14 protein-coding genes are annotated in these 18975 nt (G+C 67.2%); 6 read left to right on the top strand and 8 right to left on the bottom strand.

The annotated features are described in order from the left end of the window. Nucleotides 1-11: 11 nt before the first annotated feature. Nucleotides 12-899 carry a 3-methyl-2-oxobutanoate hydroxymethyltransferase gene (panB, locus tag ACETK3_RS16210; protein WP_237430256.1) on the bottom strand — a complete coding sequence of 296 codons (888 nt, stop codon included), beginning with the start codon at nt 897-899 and terminating at the stop codon, nt 12-14. Nucleotides 900-1183: 284 nt separating this feature from the next. Between panB and glnA (ACETK3_RS16205) the strand changes: the two genes are divergently transcribed. Genes glnA (ACETK3_RS16205) through ACETK3_RS16195 form a run of 3 tightly spaced genes read left to right on the top strand, consistent with a single transcriptional unit; the run spans nt 1184 to nt 6071 of the window. Next, nucleotides 1184-2524, top strand: a complete 1341-nt coding sequence (glnA, locus tag ACETK3_RS16205) for a type I glutamate--ammonia ligase (protein WP_141160830.1) — start codon at nt 1184-1186, stop codon at nt 2522-2524. Between the two features lie 9 nt (nt 2525-2533). Next, entirely contained in the window at nt 2534-5545 is a 3012-nt protein-coding gene (locus ACETK3_RS16200) for a bifunctional [glutamine synthetase] adenylyltransferase/[glutamine synthetase]-adenylyl-L-tyrosine phosphorylase (protein WP_236802040.1), read from the top strand. Further along, nucleotides 5535-6071, top strand: coding sequence for a GNAT family N-acetyltransferase (locus tag ACETK3_RS16195; protein ID WP_236802041.1), 537 nt, complete (start codon nt 5535-5537; stop codon nt 6069-6071). The genes ACETK3_RS16200 and ACETK3_RS16195 overlap by 11 nt, the downstream gene beginning before the upstream one ends. 286 nt (nt 6072-6357) lie before the next feature. On the opposite strand, the gene glnA (ACETK3_RS16190) is transcribed toward ACETK3_RS16195, so the two are convergent. Then, nucleotides 6358-7782 (bottom strand): type I glutamate--ammonia ligase, encoded by a 1425-nt coding sequence (gene glnA, locus ACETK3_RS16190; RefSeq protein ID WP_142134301.1) that lies wholly within the window; start codon nt 7780-7782, stop codon nt 6358-6360. A 285-nt stretch (nt 7783-8067) separates the two neighbouring features. Between glnA (ACETK3_RS16190) and ACETK3_RS16185 the strand changes: the two genes are divergently transcribed. Continuing rightward, nucleotides 8068-8505, top strand: coding sequence for an RDD family protein (locus tag ACETK3_RS16185; protein WP_236802042.1), 438 nt, complete (start codon nt 8068-8070; stop codon nt 8503-8505). Between the two features lie 10 nt (nt 8506-8515). Here the strand turns inward: ACETK3_RS16185 and ACETK3_RS16180 are convergent, their stop codons facing one another. The 5 genes from ACETK3_RS16180 to lipB all read right to left on the bottom strand — a co-directional run bounded on the left by ACETK3_RS16180 (nt 8516) and on the right by lipB (nt 12468). Further along, the gene (locus ACETK3_RS16180; RefSeq protein ID WP_373993178.1) at nt 8516-9442 is read right to left on the bottom strand and encodes a DMT family transporter; all 927 of its coding nucleotides are present in this window, start codon (nt 9440-9442) and stop codon (nt 8516-8518) included. 49 nt (nt 9443-9491) lie between these two features. Continuing rightward, nucleotides 9492-9845: a DUF3817 domain-containing protein gene (locus ACETK3_RS16175; protein WP_236802044.1), complete on the bottom strand. Its 354-nt coding sequence runs from the start codon at nt 9843-9845 to the stop codon at nt 9492-9494. A 97-nt stretch (nt 9846-9942) separates the two neighbouring features. Next, nucleotides 9943-10695, bottom strand: a complete 753-nt coding sequence (locus tag ACETK3_RS16170; RefSeq protein ID WP_236802045.1) for a DUF4191 domain-containing protein — start codon at nt 10693-10695, stop codon at nt 9943-9945. 88 nt (nt 10696-10783) lie between these two features. Further along, nucleotides 10784-11803 carry a lipoyl synthase gene (lipA, locus tag ACETK3_RS16165; protein WP_236821796.1) on the bottom strand — a complete coding sequence of 340 codons (1020 nt, stop codon included), beginning with the start codon at nt 11801-11803 and terminating at the stop codon, nt 10784-10786. Continuing rightward, complete coding sequence (lipB, locus tag ACETK3_RS16160) at nt 11800-12468, bottom strand: lipoyl(octanoyl) transferase LipB (RefSeq protein ID WP_236802047.1); 669 nt, start codon at nt 12466-12468, stop codon at nt 11800-11802. The genes lipA and lipB overlap by 4 nt, the downstream gene beginning before the upstream one ends. A gap of 135 nt (nt 12469-12603) precedes the next feature. Here lipB and ACETK3_RS16155 point away from each other — a divergent pair, with 135 nt between their 5' ends. Further along, nucleotides 12604-14331 carry a serine/threonine-protein kinase gene (locus ACETK3_RS16155; RefSeq protein ID WP_236802048.1) on the top strand — a complete coding sequence of 576 codons (1728 nt, stop codon included), beginning with the start codon at nt 12604-12606 and terminating at the stop codon, nt 14329-14331. A 79-nt stretch (nt 14332-14410) separates the two neighbouring features. On the opposite strand, the gene ACETK3_RS16150 is transcribed toward ACETK3_RS16155, so the two are convergent. Continuing rightward, nucleotides 14411-15313, bottom strand: a complete 903-nt coding sequence (locus ACETK3_RS16150; protein WP_236802049.1) for a TIGR01777 family oxidoreductase — start codon at nt 15311-15313, stop codon at nt 14411-14413. 73 nt (nt 15314-15386) lie between these two features. On the opposite strand from ACETK3_RS16150, the gene ACETK3_RS16145 reads away from it, so the two are divergent. Next, the gene (locus ACETK3_RS16145) at nt 15387-18908 is read left to right on the top strand and encodes a S41 family peptidase (protein WP_237430258.1); all 3522 of its coding nucleotides are present in this window, start codon (nt 15387-15389) and stop codon (nt 18906-18908) included. Nucleotides 18909-18975: the final 67 nt, after the last annotated feature.

Genomic DNA, 18975 nt, shown 5'->3' with positions numbered 1-18975 from the left:
TGAGTGCCGGCCTAGAAGGAATGTTCCGGGCCGGGGAACTCGCCTGACCGGACGTCGTCGCCATAGGCGGTGGCGGCGTCGAGCAGTGTGTTGCGCAGGTCCGCGTATTGTTTCACGAACTTGGCCATCCGGCCGCCCCGAAGCCCGGCCATGTCCTGCCAGACCAGGACCTGCCCGGTGGTTGCGTTGCCTGCGCCGATCCCCACCGTGGGGACGTCCACGGCCGCATCGACCGCTGCGGCCGTCTCTGCCGGCACCATTTCCATCAGCACGCAGAACGCTCCGGCGTCAGCGAGGGCGCGGGCATCCTCAATGAGCCGCTGGGCGTCGTCGCCGCGGCCCTGCACGCGGTACCCGCCCAGGGCGTGCTCGCTTTGGGGGGTGAAGCCGATGTGCGCCATGACGGGAATGCCCGCCTGCACCATGGCCCGGACCGTCGGTGCGTAGTACTTCCCGCCCTCCATCTTGACCGCGTGCGCCAGGCCTTCCTTCAGGAACCGCACGCCACTTGCCACGGCCTGTTCGGCGCTGACCTCGTAGCTGCCAAAGGGCAGGTCCGCCACCACCAGCGCGCGTTTGGCGGACCGTGCCACCGCGCGGCACAGGGGCAGCAGCTCATCCACAGTCACCGGAAGGCTGGTCTCGTTGCCAAAGACATTGTTGGAGGCCGAGTCTCCCACCAGGAGCACTTCGATGCCTGCGGAATCAAAAATCTCGGCGGTGTACTGCTCGTACGCAGTAAGCATGGCGAACCTGGTGCCGTCGCGCTTGGCCTGCTGGAGGTGGTGGACGCGGACCTTCGCCGGCTTCCGTTCGGCCGGGGCGGGCAGGCCGGGGCCGCTGCCGTAGGGGGCGGGTACTTCTGCGGACGCGCTGGAGTCGGAGCTGTTGGAGGCCATGGGATGAGCGTAATGCGATACCGGCCGTCCTAGCTACCGCGCCCCCCGGCCCGCCAGCAGTGATGTGTGTCATGGGCGGGGCGGCTGCCGGCAGCAGTGGTGCCGGGAGCGGGACCCGGGGTGGACTAAAGGCAGGATCAAGGCGTCGCAAGGTTAATGCTGTGTTACGCACGGCGCAGGCTTCGGCATCGGCGCAGAATGATTAGTACAGTGTTGATGAACTGCTGCCGGCTTTCCCCTTGCATGGGCCCGGAGCATGGACGTTGACCGGAGAAGAGGCCATCATGGACCGCCAGCAAGAGTTTGTCCTGCGCACAATCGAAGAGCGCGACGTACGGTTCGTACGCCTGTGGTTCACCGACGTCGTGGGGTCGCTGAAGTCCGTGGCGCTGGCGCCGGCAGAAGTCGAAGGCGCCTTCGAGGAAGGGTTGGGCTTCGACGGCTCCTCCATCGAGGGCCTGGCCCGGGTGTTTGAATCGGACATGCTGGCCCAGCCCGATCCCGCCACTTTCCAGATCCTCCCGTGGCGCGGCGAGACCGAACAGACATCGCGGATGTTCTGCGACATCCTCACCCCTGACGGCGAACCCTCCGCGGCGGACCCGCGCAACGTGCTCAAGCGCACCCTGGCCAAGGCCGCGGACATGGGCTTCACCTGCTACACCCACCCGGAAATCGAGTTCTACCTGCTTAAGTCGCACGAGCCGGGCCCCAACGGCGCTCCGGTGCCGGTTGACGAAGGCGGGTACTTCGACCACGTCCCGGGCGGCGTGGCCCAGGACTTCCGCCGCACCGCCGTGACCATGCTGGAATCAGTGGGCATCTCGGTGGAGTTCAGCCACCACGAGGCCGGCCCCGGCCAGAACGAGATCGACCTCCGCTACGCCGATGCGCTCCAGACCGCGGATAACATCATGACGTTCCGCACCGTCATCAAGGAAGTGGCGCTGCAGCAGGGCACCTACGCCACCTTCATGCCCAAGCCGTTCACGGACCACCCCGGTTCCGGCATGCACACGCACTTCTCCCTGTTCGAGGGTGACAGCAACGCCTTCTTCGAGGCCGGCGCCGAGTTCCAGCTCTCCAAGACCGCGCGGCAGTTCATCGCGGGCATTCTCAAGCACGCCCCGGAGTTCACCGCCGTCACCAACCAGTTCGTGAACTCGTACAAGCGGCTGTGGGGCGGCGGCGAGGCGCCCAGCTACCTGAGCTGGGGCCACAACAACCGTTCCGCGCTGGTCCGCGTGCCGCTGTACAAGCCCGGCAAGGGCCAGTCGGCCCGGATCGAGTACCGCGGCATCGATTCGGCCGCCAACCCTTACCTGGCCTACGCCGTCCTGCTGGGCGCCGGCCTCAAGGGGATCGAGGAAGGTTACGACCTGCCGGCCGCTGCCGAGGACGACGTCTGGTCGCTGAGCTCGGCCGAACGCCGCGCCATGGGCCACGATCCGCTGCCGGCAAGCCTGCACGACGCCATCCGCTCCATGGAGGACTCGGAGCTGATGCCGCAGATCCTGGGTGAACAGGTTTACGAGCACTTCCTGCGCAACAAGCGCGCCGAATGGCAGGACTACCGGCTGCAGGTGACGCCCTACGAGCTGCAGCGCAACCTCGGCATTCTCTAGGTGCCGGGCGTGAGCCTGGCGCGCCGCCTCATCGCGGCCGGATTCAGCGACCTGGAAAAGGGCGAGCGCTTCCTGGCCGCGCGCGAACTCGAGGGACTGGACCAGGACAGGCTCTTTGCCGGGCTGCAGCTGGCGGCCAGCCCGGATACTGCCCTGCAGTCCCTGGTCCGGCTGATCGAGAAGCATCCGCAGCTGCGCGACCTGGCCGCCGCCGAGCCGGAGGCCAGCGAGCCCATGTACCGGGTCCTCGGCGCCTCGGAGGCGCTGGGGGAGTTCCTCATCCGGCACCCGGAGCACCTGGAGGCCTTCCGGGTCCGGGCCAGTCCAGAGCCGCTGCCGGCCGACCCGGACCGGCTGCGCGCCACGCTCCTGCAGTCCGTCGGGGCAGATCCCCGCGCCGGCAGGCCCGTTGCCGCCACCACAGGGGTGGAGGCCTACGCGGCCCTGCGCACGGCCTACCGCCGGGGCCTGGTGGACCTCGCCGTCAAGGACCTGTGCGCCGCGGACCCGCTGGACTTCCTGCCGTCGGTGGGCGGTGAGCTGGCGGACCTGGCTGCGGCCGCCATCGAGGCCGCCCTGGCCGTCTCCCGGGCCGAAGCGGCGGAGCAGCACAGCCGTGCCGAGGTCGCCGATGTCGGCCTGGCTGTGATCGGGATGGGCAAGTGCGGAGCCCGGGAACTGAACTACATCTCCGACGTCGACGTCATCTACGTGGTGGACCCGGGCAGCCTGGAGGACGCACACGCCAACACCATCGGCACCGCCCTGGCCAGCGGCATCTCCCGCGCCATCTCCTCTGTTGCCAGGGAACCCGGCCTGTGGGAGGTGGACGCCAACCTTCGGCCCGAGGGAAAATCCGGGCCGCTGGTGCGCACCCTCGCATCCCACGAAACGTACTACGCCAGATGGGCGGAAAGCTGGGAGTTCCAGGCGCTGCTCAAGGCCCGTGCCATCGCCGGCGATGCCGCTTTGGGCCGGGCCTACGAGGATGCCGTGGCGCCGCTGATCTGGAATTCCGCGGGCCGGGAGGGATTTGTTGAGTCCGTCCAGGCGATGCGCCGCAGGGTGACCGAGCACATTCCCGCCGCTGAGGAGCAGCGCCAGATCAAGCTGGGCCGCGGCGGCCTGCGCGACGTCGAATTCACCGTGCAGCTGCTCCAGCTGGTGCACGGCAAGGCAGACGAGTCATTACGACGGCGGGACACCACCTCCGCGATCGCCGCGCTGTCGGCCGGAGGTTACATCGGCCGTTCCGACGCCGCAGCCTTCGACAACGCCTACCGCTACCTGCGCCTGCTGGAACACCGCATCCAGCTGTTCCAGCTGCGCCGCACCCACCTCATGCCGGTGGCCGAGCCGGCGCTGCGCTCCCTGGCCAAGGCCGTGCTGGGGCCGTTCTCCAACGAACGGCCCACCCCGGACTCATTGCTTTCCGCGTGGCAGCGCACCAAGCGCTCGGTGCGCGAACTGCACGAGCGCATCTTTTACCGGCCACTGCTGAACTCGGCGGCCAAGCTCAGCACTGAGGACGCCAGGCTGACCCCCGAGGCGGCGCAGGGCCGGCTTGCCGCCCTGGGATACCGCGATCCGCAGGGAGCGATGCGGCATATCGAGGCGCTCACAGCGGGCGTGAGCCGCCGCGCCGCCCTGCAGCGCCAGCTCCTGCCCATCCTGCTCGACTGGCTGGCCGAAGGCGTGGACCCCGATGCGGGGCTGCTTGCCTTCCGCCGCATCAGCGAGGCGCTGGGCACCACGCACTGGTACCTCGGCCTGCTTCGCGATTCCAATGCCGCCGCAGAGCGCCTGTGCCACATGCTCTCAAATTCCCGGCTGATCGCAGACCTCCTGGAGGTCTCGCCGGAGTCCGTGGCATGGCTGGGACAGGACAAGGACCTGCTGCCGCTGGGCTTCGAAGCGCAGTGGCAGGAAATCACCGCCAAGATGTCCCGGCACTCGGACCCGGAAAGCGCCATGCGCCTCATCCGGCTGATCCGCCGGCGGGAAATCCTGCGCATCGCCATCGCTGATTCGGCTGGCCTCCTGGACCAGGACCAGGTAGGCAGGGCTTTGGCGGACACGGACCGGGCGGCTGTCCTGGGAGCCCTGCGGGTGGCGGAAGGCATCGTCTCCGCCGGCGGGCCGCTCAAGACCACGGTCCTGGTGGTGGCCATGGGCCGCCAGGGCGGCCGAGAGATCGGGTACGGATCGGACGCCGACGTCATGTACGTCCACCGTGCCCTTCCCGGCTTCTCCGACGCCGAAGCCCAGGAACAGGCCGCGCGCATCGTGGCGAAGGTGTCCAGCCTGCTCACCCAGCCGCTGAAGCCGGCTATCATGGCTGAACGCGTCCTCCAGATGGACGCCGACCTACGGCCCGAGGGCAAGAACGGGGCCATGGTGCGCTCCCTGGACTCCTTCGCGGAGTACTACCGCCGCTGGTCCCTCATCTGGGAAGCCCAGGCCCTGCTGCGCGCACGGCCGATGGCAGGCGACGACACCCTGGCCGCCGACTTCCTCTCCCTCATCGACCCAATCCGGTACCCGGAATCGGTGTCGGAGCAGGACGTACGCGAGATCAGGCGCATCAAGGCAAGGGTGGAGTCTGAGCGGCTGCCGCGCGGTGCCGACCCCGCACGGCACCTCAAACTGGGACGCGGCGGCCTCAGCGACGTCGAGTGGCTGGTCCAGCTGATCCAGCTCCAGCACGCCGGAAAGCATCCGGAGCTCCGGACCACGTCCACCCTGGAGGCCCTTGCCGCCGCTGCGGACCTCGGCCTGCTGGATGCTGCCGACGCCGGGCTGCTGGGGGATGCCTGGCGGCTTGCCAGCCGCATCCGGTCCGCCAATGTCATCTGGAGCGGAAAGGCCTCCGACCTTCTTCCTTCCTCCCGCCGTGACCTGGAGGCCGTGGCACGCTGGTGCGGGTATGAGCCCGGGCATGCAGCCGCGCTGGAGGAGGATTACCTGCGGGTGAGCCGGCGGGCGCGGGCTGTTTTCGAGCGTGTCTTCTATGGGCGTTGACTGGGTCTGGCTCATCCCGCTGCGGGACCTGGACGCCGATGCCCGCGCCATCCAGCTCGGCGCCATCGCGGACATGTCCTTGCTGCCCGGCCAGGACCGCTTCGTGGGCGACCCGCTGCGAATGGCCCTGGCAGGACTGGCAGAAGAATCACGCCGGCCCTACGTCGTGGAGGCCGGGGGTGCCGCTGTCGGCCTCTTGACGCTGCAGGCGGGGGCCGCGGGGCTTGCCGGCTGGCCTGACGACGAGTCGGCCTGGCTGCTGCGTGGCTTTCTCATCGACCGGCGGCACCAGGGCAAGGGGCTGGGGACCCTGGCAGCGGCAGCGGCCGTGGAGGCAGCCCGCAAACTCACCGTTCGGGACCAAAGCCGCGAGACCGGCGTCGTACTCTCCGTCAACGAGGAAAACCCTGCGGGACTTTCCGCTTACCGCCGGTCCGGCTTTCTCGACGCAGGACGGTACCTGGGCGGCACGGCGGGACCGCAGCGAACCATGTTCCACAGCTTCCCCGCCACCCCGCAGCAGTAACGCGTTTGACGTAACCCGCCGTGCCGGCATTGCGCTCAGCAAGCGTTTGCCCGATTATGTGGATTGGCGGTGTTCTCCAACCTTGTTGGGGGGAAGGCTGGATAAGTCTTCGTCTCGGGGGGCATTCGTCAGGGGGTCCGGCTCCCGGTCTCAGCACGTCTGGAGGCGGGCCCCCACCTTAACGCCTCTGTTCGCCGCGACGGCGGCCGGACACAACGAAGGCGGCCACCGGATGCACCGGTGGCCGCCTTCGCGGTCTCAGCAGTCCTGCGGGGCAGGCCGCAGACTAGACGCCGTAGTAGAGCTCGAACTCGTAGGGGTTCGGGCGCAGGGACAGCGGGCGGATCTCGTTCTCGTACTTGTACTCGATCCAGGTGTCGATCAGGTCCTGGGTGAAGACGCCGCCGGCCTGCAGGAACTCGTTGTCCTCGCGCAGTGCCTCGAGTGCTTCCTCAAGCGAACCCGGAGCCTTGGGGATGTCCTTGGCTTCCTCGGCGGGCAGCTCGTAGAGGTCCTTGTCGATCGGAGCGGGCGGCTCGATGCGGTTGCGGATGCCGTCGATTCCGGCCATCAGCTGGGCAGCGAACGCCAGGTACGGGTTGGAGGAGGGGTCCGGCGCGCGGAATTCGATGCGCTTGGCCTTCGGGTTGGAACCCGTGATGGGGATACGGATACCGGCGGAGCGGTTGCCCTGCGAGTAGACCATGTTGACCGGAGCTTCGAAGCCCTTGACCAGGCGGCGGTAGGAGTTCACCGTCGGGTTGGTGAAGGCCAGGACGGCGGAAGCGTGCTTGAGCAGGCCACCGATGTACCAGCGGGCGGTGTCGGATAGGCCGGCGTAGCCCTTCTCGTCGTAGAACAGCGGCTCGCCACCGTTCCACAGCGACTGGTGGCAGTGCATGCCGGAGCCGTTGTCGCCGAAGACCGGCTTGGGCATGAAGGTGACGGACTTGCCCCAGGCGTCAGCGGTGTTCTTGATGACGTACTTGAACTTCTGCAGGTCATCCGCAGCGTGGGTCAGGGTGGTGAACTTGTAGTTGATCTCGGCCTGGCCGGCGGATCCAACTTCGTGGTGGCTGCGCTCGACCTCGAGGCCGGCTTCGTCCAGGGCAACACACATGGCGTCGCGCAGGTCAGCCTGCTTGTCAGTGGGGGAGACCGGGAAGTAGCCGCCCTTGACGGGGGTCTTGTAGCCCAGGTTGCCGCCCTCTTCCTCGCGGCCCGTGTTCCAGTGGGCTTCCTCGGAGTCGATCTTGTAGAAGCTGCCCTGGGGCGAGGACTGGTACTGGACGTTGTCGAACACGAAGAACTCGGCTTCGGGAGCGAAGAACGCGGTGTCGGCGATGCCGGTGGAGGCCAGGTAGGCCTCAGCCTTCTCAGCCACGCCGCGGGGGTCGCGGTGGTAGGGGTCTCCGGTGCGCGGGTTGACGATCGAGAAGTTCAGCGCGAGGGTCTTCTCCATGCGGAAGGTGTCCAGGAACGCGGTGGTGACGTCCGGGATCAGCTGCATGTCAGATTCGGCGATGCCCTGGAAGCCGCGAATGGAGGAACCGTCGAAGAGCTGACCGTTGACGAAGAAGTCCGCGTCGACGCTCTTGGCGGGGACGTTGAAGTGCTGCTGGACGCCCGGGAGGTCGGTGAAGCGAATATCGACGAACTTTACATCTTCGTCCTTGATGAACTTGAGGACTTCGTCCGCAGTCTTGAACATCTATGCTCCTAACGCATATGTAAATATCTGGCATGCAAGCCATATGATCCAGCGCAATCCAAAAGCAGGGAGAACGCGGGGTTTTCCCTGCTGCGCGTACCTGCCGGGGGATTGCTTGAAACTGCTAACAGCCTATGGATACGGCATTTCCCGTCCGTGTCCGCATTGTTTCGGGCAGGTTACAGAATGCCCTGCTATGACCACGCTATCGTCCGTCCACATTTTGGTCGACTCCCATCCACAGTGTGGGCGCGTCGATACTTCCCTGATCGGTAAACTTGGACGGTGGTAGATCGCAAAGATATTGGCTCCTGGCTCAGCGGACCGGACACCTCCGGCATCTCGAAATATCCGGGGGAGCGGCTGGGTCTCCCGGAGTCCGGTCCCGGGTCCATCGCCCGGGCAGGTCGGCGCATCGTGGCCCTCTGCATCGACTGGGGCATCGCACTGCTCATCAGCAACTTCGCCTTTGGCGGCGACTCGTGGGCCACCCTGGCGGTGTTCGCCATTGAACAGATCCTGCTGGTGGGGACCCTCGGTTACAGCATCGGCCACCGCGTAATGGGCATTGCTGTGATCAAACCCGGCGGCGGTGCCCCTGGCCCACTCGCGGCCCTGGTCAGGTCAGTGCTTCTGTGCCTGGTGATCCCTGCCGTGATCTTCGACCCGGACCAGCGCGGCCTGCACGACAAAGCCATGAACACGCTCCTGATCCGGCGCTAGCCGGTCCCGCTTACGCCTCCGGCCGTTCCCTGGCCCGTCCCTGCCGCCGGAAGGCCGGAGCGTTGGTCACCACTACGCCGGCGATGACGACGGCGCCGCCCACCAGTTGGGCGATCGTGTGGACCTGTCCGCCGAGGGTTGTCAGGATCGCGGTGAAGACGGTGATGAGGTTGAGGAAGACGCCCGCACCGGCCGCAGGCAGGACCGTCAGGGCCCGGTTCCACAGCAGGTAGGACAGCACTGACGGGAAGATGGCGATAAAGAGCAGTGATGCCAGCGCGTTGCCCGTCGAGGGAAGCGCCAGGCCGCCCGTGGCGAAGCGGACCGGGCCCAGAATGCCCACGACCACCGCTGCCTGGACCGCAGTCGCGGTAATGGGCGGAATCTTCGGTGCCAAGCGGCCGGTGATGGTATAAGCCGTCCAAACAATGATGGCGCCCACCATGAGTACCTCACCGGTGCCGAAACCGGTGTCCATCAAGCGCCCTACGTTCCCTCCGCTGATGACCACCAGGACGCCCGCCAGAGCCATCAGGACGCCCGCCACCGCCAGCGGGGTGAGCCGTTCGCGCAGGAAGACCGCGGCGGCCAGCGTGATCAGCGCCGGATTGAACGCGTTAATCAGCGATGCGTTGAACGCGTCCGTATGCTCCAGGGCCAAGTACAGGAGGAGGTTGTAGCCGAGCAGGCCGCAGACGCTCAACGCGAGCAGCCAGGGCCACGCGGCCAGCACGGACCGCCAGGACGGCCGCTCCACCACCTGGGCAATTACCAGCAGCGGCACCAGCGCAATGGCCCACCGCAGGAACACCAAGCTCAGGGGGTCGATGCTTTGGACCGCGCCGGCGCCCACCACGTAGTTGCCCGCCCAGAAGAGCGTGGCCCCGAGCAGGGAGAGGACTGCCACCACCCGACGGCGGCCCTGGCTGCCCTTCACCGGATCCTTTCCTGTCTTAACCGACTCCAAGTTACGGGGTCCTTTTCGGCTACGCCCGGCTGGGCTCAAGGCCAGCGTCGGCCGTTTCCACTGGTGAAGCTGTTAGGTGGCCGCGCCGGCCGGACCAGCGTTCAAAAAGGATGGTGGCAAACGGGAAGACCGCGGAAAGGCCAGCCAGGGCAGCCACCAGGAACGGCCAGCGCTGCAGGCGCCACAGCGTGAGCGCGGCGACCCCGTAGCCGATGAACAGCGCACCGTGGACAGGCCCGGCGATTTCGACACCAAGCTCCGTGGTGCCGGCAATCCACTTGAAGTACATTCCCACCAGAAGCGCGGCCCAGCTGCAAGCCTCGGCGATGGCGAGGATGCGGAAGATGCGGATCACGGATGTCCTGAGGCGCATGGTCTAAGTCCTGTCGTAGCTTGATTTCGGATGAGGCCCGGGCGCAAGAAAAAACGCCCCGGCGGCCGGCTGTGCCGGTACCGGGGCGTCCTCGTGGCTAGCGCCCGCGGTTGGGACGGGCCTTGTAGGGATCGATGCCCTTGGGAATGGGAAGCCTGTTGCCCATGGACGCGATGCGCTTGGACACGGTGCTGACTTCCAGTTTGGTCAGTTCGTTCTTCATCTTGCCCATCTGCTTGGCCACCTGGCTCAGCGGCACTTGCCCCTCGCCGCGCCCGGTTTGGATCGTGTGCACGGGAACGTTGGGGAGGATACGCGCCAAGCGCTTGCGCTCAGCATCGAGCAGCGGCTTCACCCGGTGGGTGGGGCCTTCGCTGACAAGGACGACGCCGGGACGGCCAACCGCACGAAACACGGCATCCTGCGTGCGCGGGTTGACAGCGACCGGCTGTTCCTCGGTGATCCAGCCCCTCCGGAGCGTTCCCAGGGCAGCGCCGGAGGCGCCGGGCTGGTTCTCGATCTGCGCGAACGCGGCACGTTCGGCGCGCCGGGACAGGATGAAGGTTGCGGCCAGCAGGCCGAGCGGAATGCCGATGATCAGGCCGGTGATCCAGTTGTCCAGCCAGAAGCCCACCAGGAAGCTCACAGCCACAACGCCCAGGAAGACCAGGAGCATCAGCCACGGAACCATGGGGTCGTGGCGGCGGGTCATGGTGAAGACCTCGCCGATCTGCTTGAGCCTGCTGGGCTTCTTGGCCTTTGCTTCCTTCGGCTTGCGCGTGAACATGCTGCGCTTCACCGCGCTTGAGCCCGCGGAGGAGGAGTTGCTGGAGTCAGGGGATTTCGCCATAGTGCCTCAATTCTACGTGACTTAAACGCAAGGGCCGGACGCTGGAATCTTCCAGCGTCCGGCCCTTGGCCAGTTCAAGAAACCGAGGTCAGGAGTGGGCGGCCAGGAGGGTGGCGGCTTCCTGGCGGGTGGTGCCGGAGTCCTGGATGCCGTCGGCGATGTGGGCGAGTTCGGCGGGGATGTCGCGGCCTTTTTTGCGCATGGCGGTGGCCCAGAGGCGGCCGGCGCGGTAGGAGGAGCGGACCAGGGGGCCGGACATGACGCCGAGGAAGCCGATTTCTTCGGCTTCGTGCTGGAGGTCGACGAATTCCTGGGGTTTGACCCAGCGGTCCACGGGCAGGTGCCGTTCGGAGGGGCGCAGGTACTGGGTGATGGTGATCAGGTCGCACCCTGCTGCGTGGAGGTCGCGGAGGGCTTCGGAGATTTCCTCGCGGGTTTCGCCCATGCCCAGGATGAGGTTGGATTTGGTGACCATCCCATGGGCCCGGCCCTGGGTGATGACGTCCAGGGAGCGGTCGTAGCGGAACGCGGGCCGGATGCGCTTGAAGATCCGGGGCACGGTTTCGACGTTGTGGGCGAAGACTTCGGGTTTGGAGTCGCAGATCGCTTTGATGTGCTCGGGGTTGCCCGAGAAGTCCGGGATGAGCAGTTCGACGCCGGTGCCGGGGTTCAGTTCGTGGATCTTGCGGACGGTTTCGGCGTAGAGCCACACGCCTTCGTCTTCGAGGTCGTCGCGGGCGACGCCGGTGACGGTGGCGTAGCGGAGCTGCATGGACTGGACGGAGCGGGCCACCTTGGTGGGTTCGAACCGGTCCAGGGGTGAGGGTTTGCCGGTGTCGATCTGGCAGAAGTCGCAGCGGCGGGTGCATTCGGAGCCGCCGATCAGGAAGGTGGCTTCCTTGTCTTCCCAGCATTCGAAGATGTTGGGGCAGCCGGCTTCCTCGCAGACGGTGTGCAGGCCTTCCTTTTTCACCAGGTTCTTCAGCCCGACGAACTCCGGGCCCATTTGGACCTTGGCCTTGATCCATTCCGGTTTGCGCTCCACCGGGACCGCAGCATTGCGCTGCTCGATCCGCAGCATCTTCCGGCCTTCAGGTGCCAATGTCACAGTAGAGCTCCTTCAGGGCTCGAAACCAATGCTTCTTCATGTTTGCGGAATTCCGCTACGAACCGGTCCACGATGTCCGCGGGCGTGATCTCCCGCCCCGTTTCCAGGGACATGGTGGTCACCCCGGCGTCGGTGATGCCGCAGGCAATGATCTGACCGTAGGGTGCCAGGTCGTTGCTGCAGTTGATCGCCACGCCGTGCATGGTGACGCCGTTGAGCACGCGGATGCCGATGGCCGCGATCTTGCGGTCCGGGCCCTTGGCATCTGCCTTAATCCACACGCCGGCCCGCCCCTTGATGCGCTCTGCCTTGATGCCGTAATCCGCCAGGACGGTGATCATGATTTCTTCCAGGCGCTCCACATAATCCCGGATGCCGGAGCGGTTCTTCAGCTTCAGGATGGGGTAAGCGATCAATTGTCCCGGCCCATGCCAGGTGAGCTTGCCGCCGCGGTCCACCGGAACCACCGGTGTGCCGTCAAACGGGCGCTCATGGTCCTCTGTCAGCTTGCCGGCCGTGTAGACGGCGGCGTGCTCCAAAAGCAGGACTGTGCTGGGGGCAACTCCGGCGACAACTTTGTCATGGAGTTCGCGCTGGGCATCCCAGCCTTCCATGTAATCAACAAAGTTGGGGGCAAGACCCAGCTGTGAAAACTCAAGAGTCATGGCATCCAGCTTAGACCCCGCAGCCGGGCTGGCCCGGTTTAGTGTCCAAGCTCACCGCCGTCCCCATTGTGACTGCTGCAATCGAGGCTGTGGATAACTTCTGCAGCCGGGCCGGGATTCGGCTAGACATGGACCATGGACGATGCACAGGCACCTGAGGTCCCCGGTTACGACGTCGGCCGGCTCCTGGGACGGGGCGGCAGCGCAGACGTGTGGCTGGCCAGGGAACGGCGGACCGGCAGGGATGTAGCGCTCAAGTACTTCCGGACCGCCGGCAGCAGGACGAGGGGCAGCGCTGCCATCACCGAGGAGGAAATGCGGCGGGAGATCCGGATCCTTTCGGTCCTGGACCACCAGCACCTGATCAGCGCCCATGACGCCGTGCGCATTGGCGATGCGGGCGGCGGCACGGCGCTGACCATGGACTACGCTGCCGGAGGCTCCCTGGCGCGGCTGGTCGCGGCCCGTGGCAGGCTCACCGTGGGCGAGACCGTCACCGTCCTGACGCCCATCGCACAGGCCCTGGGCTACCTTCACGGCAAGGGGTTTACCCACTCCGATGTCTCCCCAGGGAACGTACTGTTTACCGGGCAGGGCAAACCCATGCTGTCGGACCTGGGCTTTGCCCGGATGCTCGGGGATCCTGCCAGTCCGGAGACTGCAGGGACGGCCGGCTTCCTTGATCCGTCCCCGGTCGATGCCGTCCGCGCCGGACTGCAGCCTGAACGCGACGTCTACTCCGCTGCCGCGCTTGGCTGGTTCTGCCTGACAGGTGCTGCACCCGGCCGTACTGCTGACCGCCCGCCGCTGTCCCTCCTGGTTCCCGGCGTCCCCAAGGAGCTCGCGGCAGCCCTGGAAGCAGGACTGAACGAGGACCGGCGGCTGCGCCCCAATGCAGTGGCACTGGCTACGGCTGTGTACCGCAGTGCAGATCCGGAGCCGGTGGACCTCTCCGATGCCGTACACCCCACAGTCCTGCCTGAGCTGCTGACGCGGCGGCGCATTGCCCCTGGTACAAAGGGCGGCGGTATCCGGACCAAACTGCAGGCTTTGCGCCGCCGCATCGCGACGTCCCCTTGGAGCGCCTTGTCCTTTACCCTGTCATCCGGCATGCCGCCCGCGGGCCGGTCCAAACGCCAGCCCATGGGCCAGCAACTGCCGCCTGTCGATAAGAAAGCCGCGCTTGTGCCGCAGGGGAAACATGCTGGAAGACCCGTCGCCGTCCCCCACGGGAAACACGCCGACGGGCACGTAACCGGGCGGAGGACCCGGGCCAGGACTCTGGTACGTGCCCTCCTGCCGGCTATCGCCGCAGCGGCTGCCGGACTGTGGTGGCTGTCAGCCGTCGGACAGCCGCCGTGGTCAGAAACTGCCGCAACGGGTTCGCTGCCGGCAGCTGCGCGCCCGACCGAAACCGCTTCGGACGGAGGAACAGGAGCCGCCGCGCCGGTTGATCGCGCCAGGCAGGAGGCCCTTGCGGCTGATCCCGCCGTTGCTGTGGAGGGCCTGGCGGCGCTGCGGGACCACGCATTCAGCAGCGGCCGGCTTGAGCTGCTGGCGGACGTGAACGCGCCAGACTCCGCGGCAGCTGCAGCCGATGAGCGCATCGCCTCGCAGCTCCGCCCCACCGGGCACCGCCTGGCCGGCTTCACCACCACACTCGCCGAGGTGGCAACGGAAGGCGGTGCCACCCGGGACCATGCCGTCGTCCGGCTGGTGTCCGCCACCTCCGGCTACAGCACGGTCAACGCGGAGAACAGTGTGCTTGCCACCGGGGAACCCAGCCGGCCGCAGCCCCTTCGGTTGGTCCTGGTCTCCGTGGACGGCCAGTGGCGCGTCAGCGAGATCCTTGCCGGGCAGTGATTCTTGCCGGGCAGTGATTCCTGCCGGACGGCGCATCTTCCGGCGGAAGGCCGCCACCCTCCAACCGGGGTCAGTTCAGCTAGGCCCGGCCGTCCTTGGCCGTCACCCAGCGTGCCGCCTCCTCCAGGCTCCCGTGCTGCCACCGGAAACCGGCGGATGACAGCGCTGCCGGCTCCATCCGCTGGCTGAACAGCAGGAGCTCCTCGCCCAGGCCCGGCATCACTGTGCGCAGCACAGGCGCCGGAACGCGCAACACGGCAGGCCGGTGCAGGGCGCGGGCCAGGGCCGCGACAATCGTGTTGACGTCAGCCTGCTCAGGTGCGGTCACGTTGACCGGACCGGAGACCGTGGAGTCGAGGAGGAAGAGGAAGGCAGCCGAAACATCCGGAAGGGTGACCCAAGGCCAGAACTGGCGTCCGTTGCCAAAGGGCCCGCCAACGCCCAGCCGCAGCAGTGGCAGCAGCTTGCCAAGCGCTCCGCCCGAACGGCTGAAGACCACCCCCGTGCGTGCCAGCACCACGCGCACACCTGCCGGCGCCGACAACGCCGCCTGCTCCCACTCGACGCAGATCTGCGCCAAGGTGCCGGAACGTGCAGGTGCGTCCTCGCGCAGGACCGTATTGCCGGCGTCGCCATAGTAACCAGACGCCGACTGGCTGATGAAGGTTTTCGGCGGCGTATCCATGCGCGCCATGGCCTGCACCAAGGTCCTGGTGGGGCCCAACCGGGAGCTGAACAGCTCCTCCACCCGCTTCCGCGTCCAGGGCCTGTCGCCGATGCCGGCGCCGGAAAGGTTGACCACGGCGTCGGCGCCGGCCAGTGACGAGGGGTCGAGGACGCCCGCCGCTGGATCCCAGCGGACTTCGCTTGCGCCGGCAGGTGGCCGCCGGACCAGGGTCACCACGGAGTGGCCTGCATCGCGAAAGGCTGCGGACATGGAGGTGCCGATGAGCCCGGAGGCGCCGGCCATGACAATGTGCATGGTCCATCACACCACGCCAGCGCGGGTTGTGTACCTCCCGCGGGGCAGGGGAGGGGTTGACTATGATCGAACGATGACCTCTTCGAGCTACTTCCGTTTCCCGCATTTGCACGGCGATCTGGTCACTTTCGTGGCCGAGGACGACGTGTGGATTGCGCCCCTGGACGGCGGCCGTGCCTGGCGCGTCTCGTCGCTCCAGCTGCCTGCCCGCAACCCGCGATTCACCCCCGACGGCAAGCGGCTGGTGTGGACCGTGGTGCAGGGAACGGCTCCGGAGGTGGTGTCAGCAGAGGTCGACGGCGGCGGGTACAGGCAGCTCACGTACTTTGGCCACAGCACTACAAAGGTCAAGGGATTCACCGCCGGGGGCGCCGTGGTGGTCACCAGCGCCTTCCGCCAGGCTGAAAGCCGGCACACCCACGCCTACAGCGTTCCGCTTGAAGGCGGCTGGGCGCAGGAACTTCCCTATGGCCCGGTGGAGTCAGTGGCGTATGGACCCGAAGTAGGCGATGAACGCCCCGTGGTGCTGGCGAGCGTGCTGTCCCGGGAACCGGCGTGGTGGAAGCGGTACCGCGGCGGCACGGCCGGGAAGCTGTGGATCGACCGCGACGGCAACGGTGAGTTCGAGCGCCTCCTTCCCGACCTTGACGGCAACCTCACCGACCCCCTCTGGGTGGACGGCCGGATCGCCTTCCTGTCCGATCACGAAGGCTACGGCAATCTGTACTCGGTGCTTCCCGACGGAAAAGACCTGCGCCGGCACACCGACCACCAGGACTTCTACGTCCGGCACGCCGCCACCGACGGCAAACGCGTCATCTTCGAGTCCGCCGGTGAACTCTGGGTACTCCCGGACCTCGGCTCGGAGGCGGAAAAGCTGGATATCACCCTCGGCTCGGCCTCGCAGACCAGGCGTCCTGCCCTTCTCGACGCCGTCAAGCACCTGGGCGCCGTTGCCCCGGACACAACAGGGGCCGCCAGCGCGGTGGAATCGCACGGGACCATTTCCTGGCTGCGGCACAAGGATGGGCCGTCCCGGATCGTCGAGGCAACGCCCGGAGTGCGGGGCCGCTTGCCCAGGCCCCTCGGCGACGGCCGGATCGCCTACATCGCCGATCACGGCGGTGTTGAAGCCATCCACATCAAGGACATCGCAGCGCCTGTGCCGCACACCGCTGCCCAGGTGGCGGCAGGGAGCGGCAAGTCCGGCGCTCCAGCCGTAGCCCCCGATTCCCCGGACGCGGAAAAGCAGGACATCCAGGGGCTGGAAACGGTCAGCCTGCCCCAGCCCGTTCCTGCAGCCGGGGCTGCGGTGCTGGCGGGAAGTGCAGCACACGCTCCGGCAGACGACGAGCAGCAGGCCGACGTTGCGCCACAGGATACGGCCACCGCCGCGGAGGCCCTGCCGCCCGCAGTAGAGGCAGGCATCACTGTTCCCACGCCCTCGCGCGCCAGTTCCCTCGAACCCAGCCCGGATGGCCGGTGGATTGCCCTTGGGACCTCCTTCGGCGACGTGCACGTCCTGGACACCCGCAGCGGCCACCTCAGCCCGGTGGCCAGCATCGGTGAAGGCAGTATTTCCGAATTGGCATGGTCTGCGGACTCCCGCTGGCTGGCGTGGTCCGAGCCCGTCACGTCCTTTGGCTCGCGCAGCCGGCTTCGGCTGGCCACTGTGGAGCGGCTCGACGCCGACCCCGTGGACGTCACCGACGGCCGCTTCCGCGATGCCTCACCGGCCTTCACTCCAGACGGCAAGTTCCTCGCCTTCCTGTCCAACCGCAGCTTCGACCCCGTGTACGACGGGCATTCGTTCGACCTCTCCTTCCCCAGCCCCATCAAGCCGTACCTGGTGGCACTCGCCGCTGACACGCCGTCGCCCTTCGGTCCATCGGTTGACCCCGCCGGCGGGGAGCCGGAAGCGGACGCGGAGGGCACGGACGAGGGCGAGGCAGGGGAGAAGGACACTCCTGGCGTCCGAGTGGATGCGGAGGGCCTGGCGCACCGCGTCATCGGAGTTCCGGTTCCGCAGGGCAACTACAGCTCGCTGGCGGCCGTCGACGGCGCACTCCTCTGGCTCGATTCCGTCCTGGCAGGTGTGACCGGCGACGGAAAGGCCAGCCAGGAGGACAAGGACGCCCGCCCAGGCCTGGTCCGCTACGACATCGTCCGGCGGAAGCAGACCACGCTGGTCGATGCAGTGGACAGCTACCGGCTGACCGGTGACCGCAGCAAGGTGGTGCTGGTTTCCGACAAGCAGGTGACCGTGGTGCCTTCGGACGCCAAGGCGGACGAGGAATCGGGCAAGCTGGTCAAGGTTGACCTGGGCCGGATCCGCGTCCTGCTGGACCCGCTCAGCGTCTGGGGCCAGGCATTCGACGAAGCCTGGCGGCTGCAGCGCGACTTCTTCTGGACCGAAGACATGGCCGGGCAGGACTGGGATTCCATCCACGCCCGTTACCGCCCCATCGTGGAACGGCTGGGTTCGCATGACGACCTGGTGGACCTGCTGTGGGAACTGCACGGCGAACTGGGGACGTCCCACGCCTACGTTCGTCCGGCCGCCGTCACCGAACGCGGCAGCCGTGGACAGGGCCGCCTCGGTGCCGACCTCGCGCACACGGCCAAGGGCTGGGAAATCACCCGGATCCTGGCCGGCGAGTCCTCCGATCCGCTGGCTACCTCCCCGTTGACCAGGCCCGGTGTAGGCGCCAAAGCGGGGGACATCCTGCTGGCGATTGACGGTGTCCCGCTGTCCGAAAGCACCACCCCGGCCATGCAGCTGGTGGGAGCGGCAGGCCGCGCGGTGGAGCTGACCCTCCTCAACGGTTCCGGGCACGGTGCTGCCGAAGGCACCCAACGCCGGGTCGCCGTCGTGCCTGTCAAGGATGAAGAGCGCCTCCGCTACCAGGAATGGGTCGCCGGCAACCGGCGGACCGTCCGTGAAGCCTCCAACGGAACCTTTGGCTACCTGCACATCCCGGACATGATGGCCAACGGCTGGGCGCAACTGCACCGTGACCTCGACACGGAAACAGCATTGGACGGCCTCATCGTGGACGTACGCCGCAACCGTGGCGGTCACACCTCGCAGCTCGTCGCGGAACTGATCGGCCGCAAGGTGACCGGGTGGAGCATGCCGCGCGGGGAGAAGCCGCGCACGTACCCGCACCACGCGCCGAGGGGGCCGGTGATCATCCTGGCTGACGAGTTTGCCGGATCCGACGGCGACATCATCACCCAGGTGTCAAAGCTCAGGGGCATCGGGCCGGTCATCGGCACGCGCACCTGGGGCGGTGTGGTGGGCATCGACAACCGGTTTGCGCTGGCGGACGGCACCGGAGTCACCCAGCCCCGCTATGCCAACTGGTTCAGCGGCGGCGTTGGCTGGAGCGTGGAGAACTACGGCGTTGACCCCGACATCGAAGTGACCTACCCGCCGCACGCCTACGCGGCCGGTCGCGATCCCCAGCTGGAAAACGGCATCGGGGCGCTCAAGGAGATGATCCAGGAGCTGCCCACGGACCGGCCGCCGGCCCGCTCCGGCTACCGCAAGCTGTTGCCTGCGCCGCTGCCGGCCCGCCCGCAGGGACGCTAGGAACAACAAAAAGGCCCTGTCCTTCCGGTTTCCCGGAAGGACAGGGCCTTCGCGTTATGCAGGGCCG

This window comes from Arthrobacter sp. E44, assembly GCF_041877125.1.
GTDB lineage: Bacteria > Actinomycetota > Actinomycetes > Actinomycetales > Micrococcaceae > Arthrobacter.
The sequence above is the reverse complement of the archived record's forward strand: the minus strand, read 5'-3'. Positions and strand labels throughout refer to the sequence as shown.

Coding starts and splice junctions, on each gene's coding strand:
- panB (WP_237430256.1), bottom strand. CDS start 899: ATGGCCTCCAACAGCTCCGACTCCAGCGCGTCCGCAGAAGTACCCGCC.
- glnA (WP_141160830.1), top strand. CDS start 1,184: ATGGACCGCCAGCAAGAGTTTGTCCTGCGCACAATCGAAGAGCGCGAC.
- ACETK3_RS16195 (WP_236802041.1), top strand. CDS start 5,535: ATGGGCGTTGACTGGGTCTGGCTCATCCCGCTGCGGGACCTGGACGCC.
- glnA (WP_142134301.1), bottom strand. CDS start 7,782: ATGTTCAAGACTGCGGACGAAGTCCTCAAGTTCATCAAGGACGAAGAT.
- ACETK3_RS16175 (WP_236802044.1), bottom strand. CDS start 9,845: ATGCGCCTCAGGACATCCGTGATCCGCATCTTCCGCATCCTCGCCATC.
- ACETK3_RS16170 (WP_236802045.1), bottom strand. CDS start 10,695: ATGGCGAAATCCCCTGACTCCAGCAACTCCTCCTCCGCGGGCTCAAGC.
- lipB (WP_236802047.1), bottom strand. CDS start 12,468: ATGACTCTTGAGTTTTCACAGCTGGGTCTTGCCCCCAACTTTGTTGAT.
- ACETK3_RS16155 (WP_236802048.1), top strand. CDS start 12,604: ATGGACGATGCACAGGCACCTGAGGTCCCCGGTTACGACGTCGGCCGG.
- ACETK3_RS16150 (WP_236802049.1), bottom strand. CDS start 15,313: ATGCACATTGTCATGGCCGGCGCCTCCGGGCTCATCGGCACCTCCATG.
- ACETK3_RS16145 (WP_237430258.1), top strand. CDS start 15,387: ATGACCTCTTCGAGCTACTTCCGTTTCCCGCATTTGCACGGCGATCTG.